We start from the raw sequence: 23,231 nt of genomic DNA, 5'->3' as shown, positions 1-23,231 counted from the left end.
CCACCGATATGAAGCGCGAATCGGATCGCGAAGAGGCACTGGCACGGCTGCGCGAGGGTAAGCCCGCGCTGCTGTGGCGCAGCCTCGTCGCCGATACCGAAACGCCCGTTGCCGCCGCTCTCAAGCTCTTCACCGAAGGGCGCGGCGACTTCCTGCTGGAATCGGTGGAAGGCGGCGCCGTGCGCGGCCGCTACAGCCTGCTGGGACTCGACCCGGACCTCGTGTTCCGAGCCGAGGGGCATGCCTGCGCGATCAACCGCAAGTGGCAGCACGACCGAGAGGCCTTCGTGCCGCTGCCGGGCGATGCCCTGGTCAAACTGCGCAGTCTGGTCGAGGCATGCCGCTTCGATGTGCCGGCGGAACTCCCCAAGGCCCTCGCCTGCCTCGTCGGCTATTTCGGCTACGAGACGATCGGCCTTGTCGAGAAGCTGCCGCGCGCACCGCAAAGCGCGCTCGAACTGCCCGACATGCTGTTCGTCCGCCCCTCGCTGATCCTCGTGTTCGACCGGCTAAGCGACGAACTGTTCTGCGTTGCCCCGCTCTGGCCGGAAAACGGCACGCCCGAGAGCCTGGTCGAAGCCGCCGCCGAGCGGATCGACGAAGCCCTGCGCAAGCTCGCCGCACCGGTCCCCGCCTCGCCCGCCATCGCCGACCTGCCGGAGCCGGTGCGTACGCCGGTCATGGCCGCGGACGACTACAAGGCGATGGTCACCCGCGCGAAGGACTACATCGAGGCGGGCGACATCTTCCAGATCGTGCTGGCCCAGCGCTTCACCTGCGAATTCCCGCTGCCGCCGGTCGCGCTCTATCGCTCACTACGCCGCGTGAACCCCTCGCCGTTCCTGTATTTCCTGGACCTGCCCGGCTTCGCGCTGATCGGTTCGAGCCCGGAAATCCTGGTCCGCGTGCGCGAGGGTGAAGTTACCATCCGCCCGATCGCGGGCACGCGCCCGCGCGGCAAGACGGTGGCGGAGGACAAGGCCAATGAGATCAGCCTGCTGGCCGATCCCAAGGAGCGCGCCGAACACCTCATGCTGCTCGACCTCGGCCGCAACGACGTCGGCCGCGTCTCGGCCGCCGGCAGCGTGGAAGTGACCGACAGCTACACGATCGAGCGTTACAGCCACGTCATGCACATCGTCTCGAACGTGATCGGCCGGCTCGACACGAACAAGCACGACGCCATCGACGCGGTCTTCGCGGGCTTCCCGGCGGGCACCGTCTCGGGAGCCCCCAAGGTCCGCGCCTGCGAGATCATCGCCAGCCTCGAACCCGAAACCCGCGGTGCCTATGCGGGCGGCGTCGGCTATTTCGGCCCCGACGGTTCGGTCGATTCGTGCATCGTCCTGCGTACCGGCGTGCTCAAGGACGGCGTGCTCCACGTCCAGGCCGGTGCCGGGATCGTTGCCGACAGCGACCCCGACTACGAGCACCGCGAATGCGAAGCCAAGTCCGGCGCCCTGTTCGCCGCCGCGCGCGAAGCGATTCGCGTTGCCGGAGAACCGGGCTTCGGCCAGTGACGGGCCAGGGCCAGTGAAGCGCGCAGCCCTGGCGGCTGCGTTCACTCTCGCCGCCTGTTCGTCGGGCGCCCAGCAGGATCAGCGGAAAGCGGAAGCCCCGCCGCCGCCGCCGTGCCAGGGCGCTGCGTTCGAAGGCGCGAGTTTCACGCACTGCACCGCCACGCCCGGTCGCCACACGATCCACCTCGTGCTGGGTCCGAAGAACGGCGCTCCCTATCGCAGCCTCTCGCAGCTTGCGGTGAACCGTCCCTCAGGCAGCCACGCCGTTGCCTTCGCAATGAACGGCGGGATGTTCGACGCGGACGGCAAGCCCATCGGTTATGCCGTGATCGAGGGCCAGCGCGTGCATGCGATCAACACCAACGAGGGCTGGGGGAACTTCCACCTCCTGCCCAACGGAGTATTCTTCGGCGATGCAGCGGGCCACTGGCAGATCCGCACGAGCGAGGACTTTGCCGCCCATGTCGACAACCGGCCCGACTTCGGCACCCAGTCGGGCCCGATGCTGGTGATCGATGGCAAACTGCACCCGAAGATCGACGCGGACGGCCAGTCGCTCAAGCTGCGCAACGGCGTCGGCGTCGACCGCCAGGGCCGCGCCCATTTCATCATTTCGGACGAGCCGGTCTCGTTCGGCAAGCTGGCGCGGCTCTTCCGCGACAAGCTCGATTGCCCCAACGCGCTGTTTCTCGACGGCAGCGTGTCATCGCTATGGGACCCCGAACATGGGCGCGTGGACGGCGGACCGCCGCTCGGCCCCTTGATCGTCGTCGAGAAAAGCGCGAAGGGCTCAAACGGAAAGGACAGGCCATGATCCTCGTCATCGACAATTATGACAGCTTCACCTGGAACCTGGTCCATTACGTGATGGAACTGGGCACGGAAGTCGAAGTGGTGCGCAACGATGCGCTCTCGGCCGGACAGGCGATTTCCAGCGGCGCACAGGGTTTCCTGATCTCGCCCGGCCCCTGCACCCCCAACGAGGCGGGCATCAGCCTCGACCTCGTGGGCGCGGCGGCCGATGCCGGAAAACCGCTGCTCGGCGTGTGCCTCGGCCATCAGTCGATCGGCCAGTATTTCGGCGGCAAGGTGGTGCGCGGCGGCCTGATGCACGGCAAGACCAGCCCCGTCACCCATGACGGCAGCGGCCTCTTCGCGGGCCTGCCTTCCCCCTTCACGGCCACGCGCTATCACTCGCTGATCGTCGAGGACATTCCCGAGACGCTGGTGGTCAATGCCCGCTCGGATGACGGCCATGTCATGGGCTTCCGCCATGCCAGCCTGCCGATCCACGGCGTGCAGTTCCACCCGGAAAGCATCGCCACCCAGCACGGGCATGCGATGCTGGCGAACTTCCTGCGGATCTGCGGCGTCGAACCGAAGCTCCCGGCACGCCTCGACACCGGCCTAACGGCGGCATGACCACGATGATCCTGCCCGATCCCCTCCACCCCATCGAGGAAGCCGAGGCCGAGCAGGCTTTCGGCGCCATCCTCGACGGCCGCGTGGGCGACGATGCCATCGTGCACTTCCTGCTGGCCCTCACCGAACGCGGTGAGACTGCCAGCGAGATCACCGGCGCCGCACGGGCAATGCGGGCTCGCATGGTCCCGATCCAGGCTCCCGCCAACGCCATCGACGTCTGCGGAACCGGCGGCGACGGCCATCACACGCTCAACGTTTCCACCGCCGTATCGCTGGTGGTCGCGGCCTGCGGCGTGCCGGTCGCCAAGCACGGCAACCGCGCCGCCAGTTCCAAGGCCGGCGCAGCCGATACGCTGGAGGCCCTCGGCCTCAATCTCGACCGTGCGGCCGAGACGGCGGAAGAGACACTGGCCGACCTTGGCATCTGCTTCCTGTTTGCCGCGCGCCATCACCCCTCGATGGGCCGCATCATGCCGATCCGCAAAGCGATCGGCCGCCGCACCATCTTCAACCTGATGGGACCGCTGGCGAACCCCGCCAACGTGCGGCGCCAGCTCGTCGGCATCGCCCGTCCGGCTTATGTGCCGATCTACGCCGAAGCGCTGATGCACCTCGGCAGCGAGCACTCACTGGTCATCTCCGGCGACGAGGGGCTCGATGAACTGAGCCTTGCCGGCGGCAACGAAGTGGCCGAAATCCGGCACGGCGAACTGTCCATGCGCCGGGTCTCGCCCGGCGATGTCGGCCTCCCGATCTCGCCGGTCGGCGCGATCCGTGGCGGCGATGCCGCCTACAACGCGGACGCCCTGCGGCGCCTGCTACTGGGCGAGCACGGTCCTTACCGCGACGCCGTGCTGCTCAACGCCGCCGGCGCGCTGATCGTGGCAGGCGAGGTCGAGACCTGGCGCGACGGCGTCGAGGAAGCGGCCGAAGCCATCGACAAGGGCCTCGCCAACGCCCTGCTCAACTGCTGGATTTCCGCGCTCAAGGCCTGAGCCGCGCGAGAGGGATACGATGTCCGACAAGCTTACCGAGATCTGCGACACCAAGCGCGAGGAAGTTACCGCGCGCAAGGCCGTGGCCACCATGGCCGACCTCGACGCGCATGCCGCCTACCAGACCGCGCCGCGCGGGTTCGAGGCAGCCTTGCGGGCCAAGGCCGAAACCGGCTTTGCACTGATCGCCGAAATCAAGAAAGCCTCGCCGTCCAAAGGACTGATCCGGCCTGATTTCCGTCCGGCCGAACATGCCCTGGCCTATGAGCGCGGCGGCGCCGCCTGCCTTTCGGTGCTAACCGACGCGCCGTATTTCCAGGGTCATGAGGACTTCCTGATGGACGCCCGCGCCGCTTGTTCGCTGCCGGTCATCCGCAAGGACTTCATGGTCGATCCCTGGCAGGTGGCCGAGGCCCGTTCGATCGGTGCCGACGCGATCCTGATCATCGTCGCCGCGCTCGACGACGTGCTGATGGCCGAGATCGAGGCCGCAGCCCACGAACGCGGCATGGACTGCCTGGTCGAAGTTCACAACGAATCTGAAATGGAGCGCGCAAGCCGCCTGAAATCAAGGTTGATCGGCGTGAACAATCGCGATCTCAAGCGCTTCGTCACCGACATCGGCACCACCGAGCGGCTTGCCCCGCTGGCCCCCGAAGGCACGCTGCTGGTCGCCGAAAGCGGCATTAACAGCCACGCTGACCTCGAAAGACTCTCAGGTTGCGGCGCGCGGACCTTCCTCGTCGGCGAAAGCCTGATGCGGGAAACCGATGTCGAAGCGGCAACCCGCATCTTGCTGACCGGCGCCTGATCCTCAGGCGAGCGACACGATCAATTCGGTGAGCGCCTCTGCCGCGGACACTTGCGGATAGAGGCGCACCCGTTCGCACAAGAGCGGGAAATCGCGAAGGGTTTCGCCGCTGGCCGGCAACCAGTCCCGGTCGAGCAGCGTCGCCGGTTCCTCCAGATCCATCGCCGCGCCGGTAACGGCCAGGACCGCGCACCGACCGCCGGGGATCTCCTCCCCCCAAACCCGGTCGTCACCCACAAACCATGACGGCTCGGAGGCACAGAGCCATCCGCGGAGACCGCCTTCGACTTCGGTGTGAGGATCCGTCCTCAATACATTGAACATACGTATTTTATCCGGCAAAAACCTACATGTCCTGCGCCAGTCGATAGACCGGCGGATGCTCCATCACCGCCACGCAAACGGCGGCAAACTCACGGATCTCGACTCTTGGCGTCATGACGTCATTCATGGCCTTGCTCCTTGCTGCCAGAAGTGACGCACTCACCGCCTCCCACGCCGACCAAGTCCCACGCCGATCAAAATGCCAATGGCGTCTGCCCAAGCCGAGCGCGGAAGCCCCGCCCAAGCTGAGATCGTTTCGAGGTCGGCCGCGGCGCCCGGCTCGGCCTCCGTCCGCCCCACCCCGCGCGCAATCCGCTCGAGGTAGCGGCGTCTGTAATGCTCCGATCTCTTCGAGGTTGGCGTGATGGTCACCACATTGCCTGCAATAGACCCGACCATCCTGACCGATCTTACGAAAATTGCCCCGGAGCACCTGTCCTACCACGCCGAATTCTGCCATCGCGGTGTCATGACCGATCGCCCGTTCTTCGTTGAAAACGCGCAAATCCGCCCGTTCGGCAGCAGGCGCGCTTTGACTTCAGAACCGTGTCAACTGTGTCAACCGACCTGTCACCCTGTAGCCCGGACGAGCCGCCCGAAATGACCAAGAACCTCACCCACATCGATTCGGACGGAACCGCCCGCATGGTGGACGTCGGCGCCAAGGCCGAAACCCAGCGCCTCGCGGTCGCCTCGGGCCGCATCACCATGACAACCTCAGCGCTGGAGGCGATCCGCGCCGGCGATGCCCCAAAGGGTGACGTACTGGGCACCGCCCGCATCGCCGGGATCATGGCAGGCAAGAAGACGTCCGACCTGATCCCGATGTGTCAACCGCTGATGCTCGATGCCGTCAATGTCGATTTCACCTTCGAGGACAACGCCATCCGGGCCACCGCGACCGCTTCGCTCACCGGCAAAACCGGAGTAGAAATGGAAGCAATTACAGCTACATCCGTCGCCCTCCTGACAATCTATGACATGGCCAAGGCACTCGACAAGGGTATGGTCATCGGCGAGATTCGCCTGATCGAGAAGCGCGGCGGAAAGTCCGGCCACTGGATCGCGGAGGACCTTGCCTGATGACCGGAGGTCGAATGCTGACGCTCGAGCAGGCACAGGAAAGGCTGCTGAAGCTGGTCACCCCGCTGTCGATCGAGCGGGTCGACATGGAAGGCGCCCTCGGGCGCTATCTCGCCGAGCCGCTCTTCGCGCGGCGCACCCAACCTGCCGCCGATGTCTCGGCCATGGACGGTTATGCCGTAGCCTCCAGCGATCTGGCTGGCCCGTGGCACGTCATCGGCGAAAGCGCAGCCGGCCATCCTTATGCCGAGACGGTCGTCCCGGGGCAGGCCGTGCGTATTTCCACCGGCGCACTCCTTCCTGCAGGCGCCGATGCCGTGATCGTGCAGGAAGACCTTGCCCGCGTGGATCATCATGTCACGCTGACCGGCGACGCCCCCTCTCCTGCCGGCAAGCACATCCGCTGCCGGGGCATGGACTTTCCGGAGGGCCGCGAAATCCTTCCGGCAGGCATCCGGATTGGCCCCGCGCAAGCGGCCCTGGCAATTGCCGCCGGTCACAAGCACCTCCCCGTATGCCGCATGCCGCGCATCGCGGTGATCGACAGCGGCGACGAGCTCGCGCCCGATCCGGAAACCTGCGAAGCACATCAGGTGCCCGCCAGCAACGGCGTGATGCTCGCAGCTCTCGCACGGACCCTTCCGGTGGAAATCACGCGAATCGGACCGGTCGCCGACCATCTCGACGCCTTGCTTGCCGCCTTCGAAACCGCCAAAGACGTCGACCTTGTCATCACCAGCGGCGGAGCATCCGTCGGCGATCATGACCTGATCCGTCCCGCCCTCGAAGCGTGGGGCGCCCGGATCGACTTCTGGCGTGTGGCCATCAAGCCGGGCAAGCCGCTGCTGGTTGCCGTCAAGACCGCAGGTGCGCGGCAACAGATCGTGCTCGGCCTGCCCGGCAATCCCGTGTCCAGTCTGGTCACCGCCTATCATTTCCTGCTGCCGGTATTACGCGCGATGCTGGGTGCGCGCAGTCCGCTCCCGCTGTCATTCGATGCATGCCTTGCCGCTCCGCTTCCCGCCAGTTCAGATCGCCGGGAATTCCTGCGGGGTCTCTGGGACGGCGCGACGGTGACCTCTCATGTGCTCCAGGATAGTGGCGCACTGGCCGCGCTGGCGGCCAGCAATGTGCTCATCGACCGACCGGCGGGCATGCCTGCAGCAAAAGCCGGAGATCCGGTACGGGTCTACTTGCTCCAGAATGGCGGTATCGCTTGACGATGCACATTTCGTTGCTTAGTTGTTCTCGCATTGTTCGCGAACAGAACTCGAAGTGTTCTACGCGAGAGGAACAAGGCCGCGTCGCGCGGCCCATCAGGCGAGGCAGGCCACATGTTGACGCGCAAGCAGCACGAATTGCTCCGGTTCATCCAGCTCAGGCTTGAGGACAGCGGCGTCTCGCCCAGCTTCGAAGAAATGAAGGACGCGCTGGACCTCAAGTCCAAGTCTGGGGTGCACCGCCTGATTTCCGCGCTCGAGGAACGCGGCTTCATCCGGCGCCTGCCGAACCGCGCGCGCGCGCTGGAAGTGCTTCGCCAGCCCGAAGACATCACCAGCAAGCCGATTGCCCCGGCAAAGGCACCCGAAGCGCCGCAATCCGCGCCTGCCGCGGCAAGCCACGCTCCGGCAAACGACGTGATCGAGATTCCGCTCCACGGGCGCATCGCCGCAGGCGTTCCGATCGAGGCACTGGAAGGCCAGTCCACATTGCCCGTGCCGGCCGCCCTGCTTGGGGCAGGAGAACACTACGCTCTTGAAGTATCCGGCGATTCGATGATTGAAGCGGGCATTCTCGATGGCGATCTCGCCTTGGTGAAGCGAACCGACATCGCCCGCGACGGCGAGATCGTGGTGGCGCTCGTGCGCGGCGAGGAAGCGACGCTCAAGTACTTGCGCCGCGAGGGCGGCAAGGTTCGCCTCGATCCGGCGAATGCCGCGTACGAACCACAGATCTACGGTGCCGATGAAGTTCAGGTGCAAGGCAAGCTGACCGGCATTCTTCGCCAGTATCATTGACGGCACGCGGCCGCCTGCCCGAAACCCGGGATTCGGCCGCCCCAGCCATTGCGCTTGCTGCGCGAAGAGGCATTATTCTTCCCTTCGCCAACCACGCACAGAACAGGCGCAAATCGCCAGACATAGGCAGCACAAAAGCGGTATCGCAGCGACACGACCCCGCTTTTCTTCAGCCTCCTTGCGCCGAACGCCACCAACCGTGCCGCCCCTGTTCCTGAGCAACGCTCTGAAAAGTCGCATTCCCAAGTTCAACCGTTACACCGCCGGTCCGCGCGAGCGCCTGTCGATCGAATTTCAGCCATCTCGGGCTGCACGCTGGTGGCAGGTAACGATCAGCGATGACGATGTCGCTGGCAGCACAGGCCCGAGCGAGTGAAGCCAGAGGCACATGCGCACGGTTGCGCGACAGCAGGATCCGCCAGATCCGACCGGTTTTCTCGACCGTCACCATGCAAAAATCAGCATTGCAGCGCGCGCCCGACCAATCCTGCAAGGCCATCGTTCCCGACTGGAGCCCCGCAGTCTCGACGAGACTGTCTCTTGCATAGTCCCCCACACCGTCGCGCAGCACGGCCAACTTCGTGCCATTGTCGACCACCAGAGCGACATGGCGCCCATCGCCGGAAACCAGGAGGTCCGGCGGCTGCACCATCAGCAGCCCGCCGATTCCCAGGACAGCGGGAACAACACCCCAGAAACGGACCCGGTGGCTCCACAGCGCGAACCACAGCCCGCCGATGACAAAAAGGAGGAAATGGCCGCCGCCCATCCTGGGCATGGCGCTGACTGCGCCCGGAAAATGCGCAACGTTCCTGGCAAGCGCAAGGAGCATCGAAATTGCCTCCCCGGACAGCCACCAGACCGGCTCACCGACACCCGCAAGGTCGAGCAGCAGACTGAATGCAACCAGCGGCATGATGACAAATGTCGTAAGCGGTATGGCCACCAGATTGGCGAGTGCGCCGTACACCCCGGCACGGTGGAAGTGGTAGAGCCCGATCGGCATCAGCACACATTCGATCGCCGCACCTGTCACCAGCATCAGCGTCAGTGCGCGCACCAGCTTCATCGGCCAACCATCGTCGCGCGGGCTCAGCCAACGCTTGATCGGTCCCGCATTACCAACAACGATCAGGACAAGAACTGCCGCAAAACTCATCTGGAAGCTCGGCCCGACAATGCTTTCGGGCCAGAACAGCATCACCGCGAACGCTGTTGCCGCAAGCAGACGGACTGACATGGCCTCTCGCCCCAACGCCAACGCGATCAATACCAGCAAGGCTCCTGCACAGGAACGGACCGTCGGCACCTGAGATCCCGTAAGCGCCGTGTACCCGATTCCGGCGAGCGCCCCGACGGCCGCGGCCGTTACAGGCAACCGCACCCGCAGTGCAACGGCGGGGAAAAGCGCCAGGAGCCGCAGGATGACGACATATACCGCGCCGATCACGGCGCTGACATGCAATCCACTGATCGAAAGCAGATGGGCCAGCCCGGAATCGCGCATCGCCTGGGCGTCGCTTTCGCCGATGCTGCCCATATCGCCAGTCACAAGGGCAACCGCGATTCCTGCTTCTGTGGGGGCAAGCCGTGACCGAACATGGCCGGCAAGTTCGGAACGCCACCGTGCCAACCGATTTTCACTCTCACTCGTGCCTGGTGCAAGCACCACGATCGGCGCCGTGACACTTCCCGTCGCGGACAGGCCGGAGAACCACGCCGCCCGGGCGAAATCGTAGCCTCCCGGAAACATCGGCGGTGCAGGCGCGACCAGCCTCCCATGGAATCGGATCAATGCGCCCGGCGCAATCAAGAGCCCTTGTGAGTTGCGTACGAAGCGTGTCGAAACGTTGACCCTGACCTTGATCGCACGCCCGGTGCCCGGTTCCCGCATTGCCAGCAACAGCCTGTCACGCGAGAATGCCGGTTGCTCCTCCACCGACAGCACCCGCCCCACCAGACTGCCCGAAATCGGACGTGAAATCGCGGCTGTGCCGATCAGCGCGGACTTCCCCCAGATCACCAGAAAACCCGCCAAAATCAGCGCCGTCAGCGACCAGGCCGCCCGGCGCAGCAACGGATAGCGGAACCGTCCCTCCCGCCATGCCAGGCACCCTGCTCCAATGGCGACACAAATGGCGCCAAATGCGATCCAGTACGCCGGTGCCGGCAAGACAAACCAGCACAGGATTCCGGTTCCGAAAGCTGCAACTAACCATGGCCCTCTATCGAAACCGCAGTTCGAAAGAAAACACTCGACTTCGTCCAATCTGCTCGACATGTGGCTCTGGCTGATCCATGGGCGATGCTGCAATGCAGCGCCTCCGGCATAGGCCGGAAGCTCGGGATCATCGGTCGGGGCGGCTTGGCTGGCCATGACCGACATTAGGACGGAAGGTAATAACAATGGCAAGCGGCAGTGCATCGAGCGGACAGACGGAAAAGAAAGCCGTCGTCACTCGTTTTGCCCCCTCGCCCACGGGTTTCCTGCATATCGGCGGCGCCCGTACCGCGCTTTTCAACTGGCTTTACGCCCGCCACCACGGTGGCAAGTATCTGCTCCGCATCGAGGACACCGACCGCGCCCGTTCGACGGAGCCGGCAATCGAGGCCATTTTCGACGGACTGACCTGGCTTGGTCTCGAAGGCGATGAGCCCGCCGTGTTCCAGTTCGCCCGCTCGGACCGTCATGCCGAAGTCGCGGCCGAACTCATGGCGCGCGGCCACGCCTATCGTTGCTACCTGACGCCCGAAGAGCTGGCTGAGCGTCGCCAGAAGGCGCAGGAAGAACGCCGCCCGTTCCGAATCGACAGCGAATGGCGCGATGCCGATCCGTCGACCTGGCCGGCCGACAAGTCCTACGTCGTACGCATCAAGGCACCGCGCGAAGGCGAGACGACGATCGCCGATCTCGTACAGGGCGAAGTCACCGTCAAGAACGAGGAAATCGACGACTTCGTCATCCTGCGCTCTGACGGCACGCCCACCTACATGCTCGCGGTCGTGGTCGACGATAACGACATGGGTGTCACGCACGTGCTGCGCGGCGACGATCATCTCAACAATGCCTTCCGCCAGCTCGTCATCATTCACGGAATGGGCTGGGACGTGCCGGTCTATGGTCACGTGCCACTGATCCATGGTTCGGACGGCGCCAAGCTTTCCAAGCGCCACGGCGCGCTGGGCGTCGATGCCTACCGCGACGAGATGGGCGTGCTGCCCGAAGCGCTGTTCAATTACCTGCTGCGCCTCGGCTGGGGTCACGGCGATGAGGAATTCATCAGCCGCGAACAGGCCGTGGAATGGTTCGACATGGCGGACGTGGGCAAATCGCCCTCGCGCTTCGACTTTGCCAAGCTGCAGAATCTCAACGGCCACTATCTGCGCGAAGCGGACGACACCCGCCTTGCCGATCTGGTCGCACCGCGCCTCGCCAAGGCCGGTTACGAAAATCCCGACATGGCGCTGCTCGCGCAGGCCATGCCTGTCCTGAAGGTCCGGGCAAAGGACCTCAATGAACTTGCAGAAGGCGCGGCCTTCCTGTTCGCCGTGCGCCCCCTCTCATTCAGCGAGAAGGCGCAGGCGCTCCTGACCGACGAGGCGCGCTCGCGCCTTGCCGGCATCCACGAGCGTCTTTCCGGGGTTTCCGACTGGAACCTCGAGGCATTGGAAGCCTGCCTGAAGGCAATGGCCGAGGAGCTGGGATTAGGCCTCGGCAAACTCGCGCAGCCGCTGCGCGCTGCCCTGACGGGTCAGACGACCTCTCCGGGCATTTTCGACGTACTGGTACTGCTCGGCCGGGACGAAAGCCTTGCTCGCATTGGCGAGCAGGCAGACGCCACGACCGGGTCGCACATATAAGGAGTAATAACTGGTGGGTGATCAGGTCAAACTGAATGCTGGTGGCACGGAATTCGATTATCCCGTGCTCAAGGGCAGTGTCGGTCCGGACGTAATCGATATCCGGAAGCTCTACGCCCAGACGGGCAAGTTCACGTACGACCCCGGCTTCACGTCGACGGCCAGCTGCGAGAGCGCGCTCACCTATATCGACGGTGACGAGGGCGTCCTTCTGCACCGCGGCTATCCGATCGGCCAGCTGGCCGAGAATTCGTCGTTCATGGAAACCAGCTACCTGCTGCTCAACGGCGAACTGCCGAACGCAGACGAACTGGCGACTTTCGAAAACACCATCACCCGCCACACCATGCTCCACGAGCAGCTGGCGAACTTCTACCGCGGTTTCCGCCGTGACGCCCACCCGATGGCGATCATGTGCGGCGTGGTCGGCGCCCTTTCGGCGTTCTACCACGACTCCACCGACATCTCGGATCCCGAGCACCGCAAGATCAGCTCGCACCGTCTCATCGCCAAAATGCCGACGATCGCCGCTGCCGCTTACAAGTACTCGGTCGGCCAGCCCTTCGTCTATCCCGACAACAAGCTGAGCTACACCGGCAACTTCCTGCGCATGACCTTCGGTGTGCCGGCGGAAGAATATGAAGTGATCCCCGCCGTCGAAAAGGCGATGGACCGCATCTTCATCCTCCACGCCGACCACGAGCAGAACGCCTCGACCTCGACCGTGCGCCTCGCCGGTTCGTCGGGCGCCAATCCCTTCGCGTGCATCGCGGCCGGCATTGCCTGCCTCTGGGGCCCTGCCCACGGCGGCGCGAACGAAGCCGCGCTCAACATGCTCAAGGAAATCGGCACCCCGGACCGCATCCAGCACTACATCGACCGCGCCAAGGACAAGAACGATCCGTTCCGCCTGATGGGCTTCGGTCACCGCGTCTACAAGAACTACGACCCGCGCGCCACGGTCATGCAGAAGACCGTCCGCGAAGTGTTCGACGCGCTCAAGGTCACCGATCCGCTCTTCGAAACCGCCCTGCGCCTCGAAGAGATCGCCCTCAGCGATCCGTACTTCGCAGAAAAGAAGCTGTTCCCGAACGTCGACTTCTACTCGGGCATCATCCTCTCGGCCATCGGCTTCCCGACCACGATGTTCACCGCGCTCTTCGCCCTTGCCCGCACCGTGGGTTGGGTCGCGCAGTGGAACGAAATGATCTCGGATCCAGGCCAGAAGATCGGCCGTCCGCGCCAGCTCTACACCGGCCCGACGCAGCGCGACTACGTGCCGATCGCCCAGCGCTGATCGCACGATACCGCGAGCAATCCCGGTACCCGATCAAGGCCCTCGCGCAAGCGGGGGCCTTTTTCGTTGCGCATCAACCACTCCGATTTGCAGTGGCCACAAATTTGCCGCAACATTGTCGCAAAGCACCGTCGAACCACTGCGAGTCGCGACTATGCTGTTTCTCAAGATCCTTGCTTACGCTTTCGGCGCGCTGGCCGTGGCATGCGGTTTGCTATGGGTATGCCAGGGTACCGGGCTGCTGCTCTGGCCGGCCAACAGCTTCATGCTCGACGATCGCGGATGGGCCATTCGCGGCGCCGTCATGGTCAGCGTGGGCCTGATCCTGGTCTGGCTGGCGTATCGCGCCGACGGGCGCAGCAAGAACGGACTATGACAGCCCATCCTTTTCGGGTTCGTTCAGGAACTTCAACTGGCCCGGCGGGCACCTGTCGCACGTAGCCCTGCCGCACGTAGCGGCGCCGACGAGCAAGTCCTCAGCCGGCCGGACGGTCCAGCGGCAACTCCAGGGTAAAGCGGGCCCCCTGCCCTGGCGCACTCTCGACCGAGAGATCACCGCCCATCGCCCGTGCCAGTCGCTGTGAAATATACAGGCCCAGCCCTGATCCGCCGTCGCCGTTACGGCCAAGCCGTTCAAACTTCTCAAAGACGCGGCTCTGGTCTTCAGCCGCCAGCCCCGGCCCCTGATCCGCTACCGTTACCCGGGCGCGCCCGCCTTCGGATGCCAGGCGGATCCAGATCTGCGAACACTCGGGCGAGTAGCGGATGGCGTTGCCGATCAGGTTCAGGAGGATCTGCAAGACCCGCCGGAACTCGGCAATCGTGGGCAGCTCTTCCGCGGGGTGCGGCGCCTCGACGCAAATGCCCTTTTCCTGCGCCCGCACGTTGAGGATCCCGGCAGCCTGCCGCGCGACCTCGGACAAGTCGATCCGGTCCGGCGCCGTCGAGAAACTATCCGCCTCGACGGCTTCAAGATCGGCAAGGTCTTCGAGCAGCCCAAGCAGCAACTTGCCGGCCCCGGCAATCTCGCCTGCATATTCCGCATAAGCGTCGGGCAAGGGCCCGGCGAGGCGCGTGCGGATCGTCTCCGCATTCGCGATGATTCGCGCGATCGGCTGACGCAGGACCGGCGCCAGATCCTGCCCGACCAGACTGCGGCGGGCAAAATGCTCCGCCACCGGGACGGTGCCGACCGTTTCGGATGCAGGAACATCGGAAACCAGCAGCAATTCGAAACCGCCCGGCTCGAACCCTGGTTGCAACTGCGGCACCAGGCTCACTCGCCAGGGACGCTCCGACCCGGCGACGACGACACGCGTACCGTCCAGCAGGCGCCAGTGCAGCGGCTGCTTGTGGGTGACACTTTCAGGAGGCAGAAACTCCGTCCATGGACGCCCCAGTCCTGCCGCCATCGACTGCGCGGCAGCAGACAGTTCGGCGCTTTCACAATCGACTGCCAGAACACGCTGGGCACTGTCGAGCCTTGCCGTCAATTCGGCCAGATGCCGGTCGATCGCCGTGCGCCGCAGGTCTGCTGCCGAAGCGTCTTCGGCAACCAGCGGGATCGCCTGCCAGTGACGAACAAGGATCTCGCACTGGCCGTTTTCCTGGGGCTCGACCTCGACCCAGGCGGTCACCGCCTCGACACCGTCCTGCGCGGCGATCGCACGGGCTAGGCGGAAACCGTAGCTCCGAGCCTTGCGCACCAGTTCGAGCAATTCGGGTATGGCGATGACGCCGGGAATATCCCCGCCGCAACGCTGCTGCAGCCCGGACAGCGGCTCGTCCACGCGCTTCAGGACATCCTGCGCGTCGCATTCGGCTCGTGCCAAGATGCTTCCCGGTGCCAACATCAGCCGCCGTAACGCCCCGTCGCCAGGATGGCGCCGGCCAGATCGGAGCCGATCTGTGCTAATCCGTCGGGCACGACGATGCCGGGCTGAAGTGTCAGCATCTGCCGCGAGACTTCATCCGCGGTCAGGCCTGCCGCCCGCAAGGCCAGCACGAAACGGGCGATCTGCGGCTCATGCGTGGAAAGCGCGAGCACGTCGCGCGGCTGCCCCGAGGCCAACGAAAGCGCTGTCAGAAACAGCCCGAGGCCAGCCCTGTCGAGCGCCAGGGCCACACCGGCATCCCGGCCAAGGCCCATGATCAGCCTTGCTGCAAGGCCAAGGCGGCTGCTTCCCTCGTCATAACGCGTGCGGATGGCGGCCTCCGCAGCGTTAGCGCGCTGCGCACTTCCCGCCAGCACCGAGCGCAAGGCAAGGCGGGCACCATGCAGGAGTTCGCCGGGAAGTTCGGTAAACGGCAAGCCCATGCGCCGCTGCGCCTGGCTCCACCGCGCCTGCGCGGCCAGCCATGTCATCGCCAATGCCTGGGCAGCCTCATCATCGCCCGAGACAAGGGACTGGACCAGCGGCGACACCACCGGATCCAGCGCGGCGCGTGCCTGCAGCCGATCAGTCAGCAGCCATTCGATGGCCAGGGCGTGAACGTGCAGAAGCAGCTCCCGCCTGTCCATCAAGGCCCGCACCAGCAGTTCATGCTCTGTCCCGCCAGGATCCCGGACGCCCGCGCTCGGCGACGCCTCATTCGCGGCCGTCAGCAGATTGCGTGCGAGATCGGCAAACATGCCGCGCACCCGCGCCAGCACCTCATCGCTGAACAAGGGGGCGTCGTGCGCCGACAGCAAGTGACGCAGGACCGGCTGCACATTGCCCGCCAAGGCATCCCCGCGTGCGAGCTCGGCTCGCATCACGGCCTCGGCGTCTTCGACGCCGGCGGGATGGACAGCATTGTCTAACATCCGTCCCGTCTACCTTGCCCCTGGTTAAGCTCCGGTTATCCTTGCCGACGCAGCGGTAGCGCCATTCCGGCAATGACCAGGGCAACCGCCATGATTTCAACAACCGGTTCAACCTGCCCGAAAGCAGCGGCAAACGCCAGTACCAGTGCGATCAGCACGCGATCTCCCGCAAGCCGCACCGGACCACCCGCCACCACGCGAGGAACCAGGGTCATCAGCAGGATCAGCATCACCGGCGGAAACAGCCACGACAACAGCGTTTCCCCGAACAGCCGCGGTACGCTTGCCAGCATGAGTCCGCCCAGGGCCAGATCGACAAGCCACCCCAGGGCATCGGCACGCGGAATGGCCGGTGGCAATTGTCCGAGGGACTGGCGTTCCGCCGCCCGCAGCAGCCGGCTGCTTTCCACCAGTACTCCCGCCAGCGCTACCAGCAGGAACCCGAAGAGACTGGCCCCGAACCACGCCAGCCCGCCGGATATCGACAATGCGACCAGAACGGCCGCACTCAGCACATTGCTCGCGTTGCCGGCATGAAGCAGCGAGGAACCGAAGGTCAACACCCCGTGACGTGCAATGGCCGCGCCCGTTCCCCCGCCCTGCACTTGCGAGAAACGCGCCCTCAGCCATTCGATCTCGACACCATGCGCTTCGGTATCGTCGTGAACCATGCGCCAATTCGCCGCGGTCCTGGCGGGCGCGGGAATTTCGCGCATCGCCACGCCCGATTGCAGGGCAATCCGCATCAAGCCCGAAGGCACATCGCAGTCGGAGGGCAATTCGTGCAGATTTTCCACCAGCCTGCCCGGTATCTGCATGACGCCGGCACCCGCGCGGTTGAGGTCGATCCGTTCAAACCCTTCGGTCAGCGCCCCTTCCACAGGCTGCACCAGAACCGCAGGCGTCGTACCGTCGAAACAGGGAACCACGCTGGCCGGATCGACAAAAAGCCCCTCGTTGACGACAACAAGCTCGTCCTGTGCGGTCACCAGACCCGAAAGCGGGCGTGAACCGGTGGATATGTAGAACTGGAGCCCAGCGTTCTCCGCCGCATGCTGAAGCGCGATCAGTTCGGGCGAGGTACCGCGTGCAACGCAGATCACCCGCTGGCAATCGAGCGCAAGCGCCAGGCCAAGCTGGTGCTGCGCAAGCGTCGCGCCGCCGACACGCAGGAACGCGCGCGGACGCGGCTGCCCGGCAAGTGCAGGCTCCGTGATGGCGAGCAAGGCAATACGCAGCTTGAAAAACCTCCAGCAACCCGACAACGTTCAAGCGCCATCATGTAAGCACAGGGGACGTGGGTGCCAAGCGCGCCGGCGATCAGCCGGCGGAAAACTCTTCCAGATAGGTCCGCAACTGCCGGATCACGACCGGCTCGCCCGGAGCCGCATCCAGAGCCTGTTCGGCAAGCTCCAGCAGGGTATTGGAATGGAAACTGGCGGCCAGCCCCTTCAGCCGCATCGCCGCGACATGCCAGTTGCCGTCGCACCGCGCCCGGGCGAGCAGATCGATCTGCCGCGCCACGCTCTCGGCATAGGAAGCGCGCAATTCCGCGAAAAGTTCGGAATCTCCGCCTGCTGCCGCCGCGATTGTCGCTTCCAGAGCTCCGGGTTCATAAGCCATTTCCCCAGCATAATGAGCAAGGGGTTAATACGGGGTTTATTGCCGCATCGCACATGCTATCCTGCGCCCATGGCTGGGGAAAACAGGATCATCGCGTTCGACGCGAACCACGGCGAAGACGGTCGCATGGAAAACGAAACCACCGAGGGCGCAGATACGCCGCCCTCGGATCCCGCTCCGGCCTCCTCCCCCACCAGGGAAGACCGGCATTCGGCGCGGGAAAGCAGGGCCATCGTCCCCTACCGGCAGCGCAAGGACTGGCTCGCCCCGGTGCTCGCCGGGCTCGCTTCCGCGACATGGACCGGCGTCTACATCTGGTCCCAGTGGCCCGCCTTCGGTTTCCTGCCGTTCTCCGCCTTGCCATCCGCTCTTACCACTTGGGCGGTGCCGCTCCTTCTGATCGGCCTCGTCTGGCTGCTGGTCATGCGCCACAGCGCCCGCGAAAGCCGCCGTTTCGCCGATGTCGCGGCAACGCTCTCGCGCGAATCCGCCGACCTCGAACGGCGCCTTACGGCGGTGAACCGCGAGCTCAGCCTGGCCCGCGAATTCGTGGCAGCACAGTCCCGCGACCTCGAAGCCCTGGGGCGCATCGCCGCCGACCGGCTCTCCAAGAATGCCGGTCAACTGCAGGACCTGATCCGCGATAACGGGAGCCGCATCGAAACGATCAGCGACGTCAGCGTCTCGGCGCTCGACAACATGGAGAAGCTGCGCAGCCAGTTGCCGGTCATCGCCAGCTCCGCCAAGGACGTCACCAACAACATCGGCAACGCGGGCCGCGCCGCCCATGTCCAGCTTGAGGACATGATCAACGGCTTCAACCGCCTCAACGAGTTCGGTTCCGCCAGCGAACGGCAGGTCTGGCGCCTGCGTGAGGCGATCGCCACCGCCATCGACGAATTCACCACGCAATCGGAACGCATGGGCACTCTCGCGGACGAGCGCTTCAGCACCCTGGCCGAGCGCGGCCTTGCCTTCCGCACGGAACTCGAGCGCCACGAAGTCGAAGCACTTGCCGGCATCCGCACGCGCGCCGATGCGCTTGAGGCCGAGATTTCCGACACCCGCGCCCAGCTTGACCGCCACGAGGAAGAAAGCCTGACCTCGCTCCGCGCGCGCCTCGTCGCCCTGCGCGAGGAAAGCGATGTCGTATCGCGCGCGCTGCGTGACGGCGAAGGCCGTGCCGCCGAAGCCTGGCGCAAGGCGCTCGAAGAACTCGAGGACGAACAACGCGAAGTCGCACGCGGCATCGGCCAGACCCAGGAAGCCACCATCGGCGCCTTGCGCAGCGCCCTCGAAGCCGTGTCGAGAGACAGCGAGAAGCTCGACGCATCGCTGGCGGCGCGCAGCGAGCGGCTCAACGCAGAATCCGCGCAGCGCCTCGACCGACAGGCCGAGCAGGAACGCGCTGCCATCAGCCGCCTTGAAGCCATGCTGGGCGAACTGGACAGCGAGATCTCGCAACGGCTCGAGCGCCACCGCCTGCAATCGGCCACCGTCTCGGAGCGGGCCAACGCGATCACCGCAGAACTGGACCGCTACACCGAGCGCCTCGCCGGCGTGGCGACGAGCAGCGAAGCCATCGAAGGTCGCCTGGCGGCAAGTCTTTCCGCTCTGACCGACCGCCTGACGGCCGCACGCGCCACGCTGAGCGCAACCGATGGCGACGTCGACAAGCTCACCGAATCCAGCGTTCGCCTGCTCGAACTGATCCAGGGCAGTGCCCGCTATGCCCACAACGACCTCCCCGAAGCCCTGGCAGTGTCGGAGGATCGCCTGAACCGCCTGCAAATGGGGGTCGCCTCGGTGCTCGAGGGCCTGCAGGCATCCACGGCCAACGGCAGCGCCCTGGCGCAAGACATCGAGGCCGCCGGCAAGCACCTGACCGCACTCGCAGCGGAACTGTCCCTGGCTCAGAACGACCTTGGCCGCAGCGGCAAGGCCCACGGCGTCCTGCTCGACGAATTGCGGCAGGCTATCGCTGCGCTGGAAATCGCCACCGGCGAGGCCGCAGGCAAGGCCGATGGCGAACTGCGCCGTTCGATCACAGCCTTGGAAACGGCAATCACCGATGCCATCGGCACGATCGAAACCGACAGTGCAGAAAGGATCGCCAGGGTCGCGAACGATCTTGGTGAGCAAAGCGCTCTCGCCATCGACAAGGCGATGCGTCAACGCGTCGCGGAAGTGACCGGGCAACTCGATCAGGCCGTCGCCCACGCCTCCGGCGCCACGCGCGAGGCAACGATCCAGCTGCGCGATCAGCTTGCCAAGGTCGACGAACTGGTCGGCAACTTGGAAAACCGGGTAACGCACGCACGCGAGCGGGCGGCGGAACAAGTCGATAACGACTTTGCGCGCCGGGTGGCACTCATCACCGAATCGCTCAATTCCAATTCTATCGACATCGCCGCATCGCTCTCTTCCGACGTCGCCGACACCGCCTGGGCCGCGTACTTGCGCGGTGACCGCGGCATCTTCACCCGCCGCGCCGTCACCCTGCTCGATGCCGGCGAAGTCAAATCGATCCAGCAACTGTTCGAGCGCGACGAAGCCTTCCGCGAACATGTCAGCCGCTACATCCACGATTTCGAAGCGATCCTGCGCCAAGTGCTATCCACCCGCGACGGCAATGCGCTCGGCGTCACCCTGCTCTCTTCCGACATGGGCAAGCTCTACGTGGCGCTAGCACAGGGCATCGAACGCCTGCGCAGCTGACACTTTCACGAAAAAGGGCCCCGTTTCCGGGGCCCTTTTTTCTTCAGTCAGTATCCCAGATCCTCGACCGGTGGCCGTCCCAACAGATTGAGCTGGTCCACCGTGATCCACTGCTCGGCATAATTGGCGTAATAGAGCCCGAAGAGGACCACCGCCAGCACCGTCGCGCGCTTGGCGATGCGTTTCGGACGGAAATTGACCGGGGCACTGGTAGCATGGCCTTTCGCAACCCGGTAACCGTCCACTTCGTCAGGCGTACGAAGGCCGAATGGCATGACGAGGAACGCACTGAGGACCCAGAACAGGCCGTAGATCGCCACCATCGAAGTCCATTGCATGGCCATCGCTCAATCCTCCAGCAGCAGAACCTGCACTTGCGGCTTCTTGCCCGACCAACGGGTCGCCGCCCGCCGCGCAGCGAGCCGCGCGGCTTCCACACGCACCTCGCGGTCCGATTTCCTGGCGCGCGACAGCGCCTCCGTCACATCCCGCTGTGCTTCCTCGACAAACTTGGGATAGTCCTCGTCCAGAGGAAGCCCGATGGCGGCCACTTGCACATGGCCCTTACGATCCGCAGCGACGGAAACCACGCCGTTGAAGGACATCCGGCGGCGCATCACCATGGCATCGCCATCAGCCGGCGCGATGATGTCACCATCGAGCACCAGACGGCCGGAGCGCACTTCCCCGAACTTGCCGGGATGGCTGGGCGCCAGGCGAACGAGGTCGCCATTCTTCTGGAAGATCGCCTTAGGAATTCCGCTGGCAAGGCCGAGACGAGCCTGCTCGCGCATATGGCGGACCTCGCCGTGAACGGGCACGAGGATGTCCGGCCGCAGCCAACCATAAAGCGCTTCGAGTTCCGGCCGTCCCGGGTGTCCGGAGACATGGATCATGCTCTGGCGATCGGTGACGATGACGATGCCCGCATCCGACAGGCGGTTCTGGATCCGGCCGATGGGAATCTCGTTGCCCGGGATCTGGCGGCTGGAGAACAGCACGACATCGCCCGCTTCCAGCTTGATCGGGTGGTTGCCCTCGGAGATCCGGGCCAAGGCCGCGCGCGGTTCGCCCTGCCCGCCCGTCGCCACGATCAGCACCTCGCCGCGCGGAAGATCCATTGCGGTGTCGAGATCGACCAGTTCAGGCAACTTTGCGAGATAGCCGCTGGCCTTGGCCGTTTCGATGATGCGGTCGAGCGAGCGCCCGGCCACGCATAGCTTGCGGTTGGTCTTGCGGGCGACTTCACCCAGCGTCTGCAGCCGCGCAACGTTGGACGCAAAGGTCGTGACCAGCACACGTCTGCCGCGATGCTTCTTCACTTCCTCCAGCAGGCCGCGATAGACTTCCCCTTCAGAGCCAGAAGCCTTGGAATTGAACACGTTGGTCGAATCGCAGACGAGCGCCAGCACGCCCTCGTCACCGATGGCCTTGAGTTCCTGCGAGGTCGCCGGCGTGCCGACTTGCGGCTCGTCGTCGAGCTTCCAGTCACCGGTGTGGAAGATCTTGCCGTAAGGCGTGTCGATGAGCAGCGCGTTGCCTTCGGCAATCGAATGCGCCAGCGGAACATAGCGGATGCCGAAGGGCCCCAGTTCGAACCGTTCGAGGTCCTCGACCACGATCAGTTCGACCTCGCCCAGAATGCCCGCTTCTTCAAGCTTCGCCGCGACAAGGCGCGCGGTGAAGGGCGTCGCGTAGATCGGCACGCCCAGTTCCTCGGCGAAATAGGGCACTGCGCCGATATGGTCTTCATGGGCGTGGGTCAGCACGATACCGAGCAGGTTCTCCCGCTCATCCTCGATGAATTCGAGGTCGGCAAACACCAGATCGACACCCGGGTACTCGTTCATGCCGAAGGTCATACCCAGATCGACCATCAGCCACTTGCCCTGGCAGCCGTAGAGATTGACGTTCATGCCAATCTCGCCAGACCCACCCAGCGCACAAAACAGCAGTTCGTTACCCGGAATCACTTCTTCGCAGCCCTTTCGGCGAGAATAACAAGGCCTTCCAACGTCAGATCGGCGTCGACGGCATCAAAAATATCGGTCGCCTCGTCGAACAGCACGGCAAGGCCGCCCGTGGCGATGACTTTGGCGGGGCGGCCGATTTCGGCCCGCATGCGCGCGATCAGGCCCTCCATCATCGCCACGTAGCCCCAGAACACACCGATCAGCATCTGGTCTTCGGTATTGCGGCCGATCACCGACTTGCCTTCCGGCACGGCGATCGCGATGCGCGGCAGTTTCGCGGTATTGCCGACCAGCGCATCGAGCGAAAGGTTGATGCCCGGCGCGATGATACCGCCCTTGTAGGCACCGTGATAGTCCACCACGTCGAATGTCGTCGCCGTACCGAAATCGACCACGATCAGGTCGCCGCCATGGCGCTCATGCGCGGCGATGGCGTTGACGGCGCGGTCTGCGCCCAGCGAACTGGGCTGATCGACATCGATATCGATCCCGTACTCCGCCTTGCCCCGCCCTGCGATCAGCGGTTCGACATCGAAGTAATGGCGGCAGAGAATTTCAAGATTGTGCAGTGCGCGCGGAACCACGGTCGAGATGATGATCGTCTCGACACCCTTGGGATCGACCCCGCGGATCGACAAGAGCTGCATCAGCCAGACCGCATATTCGTCGCCCGTCCGGCGCGGATCGGTCGCAATTCGCCAGCGGCCACGCAGCGTGCGCCCTTCGAACAGCGCGAAAACGACATTGGTATTGCCGGCATCGATCGCGAGCAGCATG

Annotated in this window: 22 protein-coding genes; 13 read left to right on the top strand and 9 right to left on the bottom strand. The window is 64.8% G+C overall.

All coding sequences use genetic code 11. The features are described from left to right. Window positions 1-8: 8 nt before the first annotated feature. Genes OKA11_RS10755 through trpC form a run of 5 tightly spaced genes read left to right on the top strand, consistent with a single transcriptional unit; the run spans window position 9 to window position 4,751 of the window. Window positions 9-1,520, top strand: coding sequence for an anthranilate synthase component I family protein (locus OKA11_RS10755; protein WP_267220175.1), 1,512 nt, complete (start codon window positions 9-11; stop codon window positions 1,518-1,520). A 13-nt stretch (window positions 1,521-1,533) separates the two neighbouring features. After that, complete coding sequence (locus OKA11_RS10750; protein WP_267220174.1) at window positions 1,534-2,334, top strand: phosphodiester glycosidase family protein; 801 nt, start codon at window positions 1,534-1,536, stop codon at window positions 2,332-2,334. Beyond that, a complete protein-coding gene (locus OKA11_RS10745) occupies window positions 2,331-2,942 on the top strand; it encodes an anthranilate synthase component II (protein ID WP_267220173.1) in 612 nt (203 codons plus the stop codon). The genes OKA11_RS10750 and OKA11_RS10745 overlap by 4 nt, the downstream gene beginning before the upstream one ends. A 5-nt stretch (window positions 2,943-2,947) precedes the next feature. Further along, window positions 2,948-3,940 carry an anthranilate phosphoribosyltransferase gene (trpD, locus tag OKA11_RS10740; protein WP_379489284.1) on the top strand — a complete coding sequence of 331 codons (993 nt, stop codon included), beginning with the start codon at window positions 2,948-2,950 and terminating at the stop codon, window positions 3,938-3,940. A gap of 19 nt (window positions 3,941-3,959) precedes the next feature. Further along, window positions 3,960-4,751 carry an indole-3-glycerol phosphate synthase TrpC gene (trpC, locus tag OKA11_RS10735; RefSeq protein WP_267220171.1) on the top strand — a complete coding sequence of 264 codons (792 nt, stop codon included), beginning with the start codon at window positions 3,960-3,962 and terminating at the stop codon, window positions 4,749-4,751. Between the two features lie 3 nt (window positions 4,752-4,754). On the opposite strand, the gene OKA11_RS10730 is transcribed toward trpC, so the two are convergent. After that, window positions 4,755-5,075, bottom strand: a complete 321-nt coding sequence (locus tag OKA11_RS10730) for a GyrI-like domain-containing protein (protein ID WP_267220170.1) — start codon at window positions 5,073-5,075, stop codon at window positions 4,755-4,757. Between the two features lie 600 nt (window positions 5,076-5,675). Between OKA11_RS10730 and moaC the strand changes: the two genes are divergently transcribed. The 3 genes from moaC to lexA all read left to right on the top strand — a co-directional run bounded on the left by moaC (window position 5,676) and on the right by lexA (window position 8,176). Further along, complete coding sequence (moaC, locus tag OKA11_RS10725; RefSeq protein WP_267220169.1) at window positions 5,676-6,158, top strand: cyclic pyranopterin monophosphate synthase MoaC; 483 nt, start codon at window positions 5,676-5,678, stop codon at window positions 6,156-6,158. Then, window positions 6,158-7,378: a molybdopterin molybdotransferase MoeA gene (locus tag OKA11_RS10720; protein WP_267220168.1), complete on the top strand. Its 1,221-nt coding sequence runs from the start codon at window positions 6,158-6,160 to the stop codon at window positions 7,376-7,378. Before moaC ends, OKA11_RS10720 begins: the two co-directional genes overlap by 1 nt. Before the next feature lie 114 nt (window positions 7,379-7,492). Continuing rightward, on the top strand, window positions 7,493-8,176 hold the full coding sequence (lexA, locus tag OKA11_RS10715; RefSeq protein ID WP_267220167.1) for a transcriptional repressor LexA: 684 nt from the start codon (window positions 7,493-7,495) through the stop codon (window positions 8,174-8,176). A 169-nt stretch (window positions 8,177-8,345) separates the two neighbouring features. Here lexA and OKA11_RS10710 read toward each other — a convergent pair whose 3' ends face one another. Continuing rightward, window positions 8,346-10,553, bottom strand: coding sequence for a ComEC/Rec2 family competence protein (locus OKA11_RS10710; protein ID WP_267220166.1), 2,208 nt, complete (start codon window positions 10,551-10,553; stop codon window positions 8,346-8,348). Between the two features lie 29 nt (window positions 10,554-10,582). Between OKA11_RS10710 and gltX the strand changes: the two genes are divergently transcribed. The 3 genes from gltX to OKA11_RS10695 all read left to right on the top strand — a co-directional run bounded on the left by gltX (window position 10,583) and on the right by OKA11_RS10695 (window position 13,710). Next, window positions 10,583-12,037 (top strand): glutamate--tRNA ligase, encoded by a 1,455-nt coding sequence (gene gltX / locus OKA11_RS10705; RefSeq protein ID WP_267220165.1) that lies wholly within the window; start codon window positions 10,583-10,585, stop codon window positions 12,035-12,037. A 13-nt stretch (window positions 12,038-12,050) separates the two neighbouring features. Further along, the gene (locus OKA11_RS10700) at window positions 12,051-13,334 is read left to right on the top strand and encodes a citrate synthase (RefSeq protein ID WP_267220164.1); all 1,284 of its coding nucleotides are present in this window, start codon (window positions 12,051-12,053) and stop codon (window positions 13,332-13,334) included. A 154-nt stretch (window positions 13,335-13,488) separates the two neighbouring features. Further along, on the top strand, window positions 13,489-13,710 hold the full coding sequence (locus tag OKA11_RS10695; protein ID WP_267220163.1) for a hypothetical protein: 222 nt from the start codon (window positions 13,489-13,491) through the stop codon (window positions 13,708-13,710). A 100-nt stretch (window positions 13,711-13,810) separates the two neighbouring features. Here OKA11_RS10695 and OKA11_RS10690 read toward each other — a convergent pair whose 3' ends face one another. The 3 genes from OKA11_RS10690 to OKA11_RS10680 form a co-directional block, all read right to left on the bottom strand. Then, complete coding sequence (locus tag OKA11_RS10690; protein ID WP_267220162.1) at window positions 13,811-15,187, bottom strand: sensor histidine kinase; 1,377 nt, start codon at window positions 15,185-15,187, stop codon at window positions 13,811-13,813. Next, on the bottom strand, window positions 15,187-16,089 hold the full coding sequence (locus OKA11_RS10685; RefSeq protein WP_267220161.1) for a hypothetical protein: 903 nt from the start codon (window positions 16,087-16,089) through the stop codon (window positions 15,187-15,189). The genes OKA11_RS10690 and OKA11_RS10685 overlap by 1 nt, the downstream gene beginning before the upstream one ends. Before the next feature lie 86 nt (window positions 16,090-16,175). Next, window positions 16,176-17,129: a hypothetical protein gene (locus OKA11_RS10680; protein ID WP_267220160.1), complete on the bottom strand. Its 954-nt coding sequence runs from the start codon at window positions 17,127-17,129 to the stop codon at window positions 16,176-16,178. Between the two features lie 63 nt (window positions 17,130-17,192). Between OKA11_RS10680 and OKA11_RS10675 the strand changes: the two genes are divergently transcribed. Continuing rightward, the gene (locus OKA11_RS10675) at window positions 17,193-17,426 is read left to right on the top strand and encodes a hypothetical protein (protein ID WP_267220159.1); all 234 of its coding nucleotides are present in this window, start codon (window positions 17,193-17,195) and stop codon (window positions 17,424-17,426) included. Window positions 17,427-17,460: 34 nt separating this feature from the next. Here OKA11_RS10675 and OKA11_RS10670 read toward each other — a convergent pair whose 3' ends face one another. Next, window positions 17,461-17,763, bottom strand: coding sequence for an Hpt domain-containing protein (locus tag OKA11_RS10670; RefSeq protein ID WP_267220158.1), 303 nt, complete (start codon window positions 17,761-17,763; stop codon window positions 17,461-17,463). Between the two features lie 126 nt (window positions 17,764-17,889). On the opposite strand from OKA11_RS10670, the gene OKA11_RS10665 reads away from it, so the two are divergent. Further along, window positions 17,890-20,481: an ATPase gene (locus OKA11_RS10665; RefSeq protein ID WP_267220157.1), complete on the top strand. Its 2,592-nt coding sequence runs from the start codon at window positions 17,890-17,892 to the stop codon at window positions 20,479-20,481. Window positions 20,482-20,528: 47 nt separating this feature from the next. On the opposite strand, the gene OKA11_RS10660 is transcribed toward OKA11_RS10665, so the two are convergent. From OKA11_RS10660 to OKA11_RS10650, 3 genes are read right to left on the bottom strand one after another with little or no spacing between them, the layout of a single operon-like run. Next, window positions 20,529-20,819: a DUF1467 family protein gene (locus OKA11_RS10660; RefSeq protein ID WP_207078436.1), complete on the bottom strand. Its 291-nt coding sequence runs from the start codon at window positions 20,817-20,819 to the stop codon at window positions 20,529-20,531. 9 nt (window positions 20,820-20,828) lie between these two features. Further along, window positions 20,829-22,454: a ribonuclease J gene (locus OKA11_RS10655; RefSeq protein WP_267220156.1), complete on the bottom strand. Its 1,626-nt coding sequence runs from the start codon at window positions 22,452-22,454 to the stop codon at window positions 20,829-20,831. Beyond that, window positions 22,451-23,230: a type III pantothenate kinase gene (locus OKA11_RS10650; RefSeq protein WP_267220155.1), complete on the bottom strand. Its 780-nt coding sequence runs from the start codon at window positions 23,228-23,230 to the stop codon at window positions 22,451-22,453. Before OKA11_RS10650 ends, OKA11_RS10655 begins: the two co-directional genes overlap by 4 nt. Window position 23,231: the final 1 nt, after the last annotated feature.

Origin of the sequence: Novosphingobium clariflavum, from assembly GCF_026420865.1 — a bacterium.
Lineage (GTDB): Bacteria > Pseudomonadota > Alphaproteobacteria > Sphingomonadales > Sphingomonadaceae > Novosphingobium > Novosphingobium clariflavum.
This window is presented reverse-complemented; position numbering and strand designations above follow the sequence as displayed.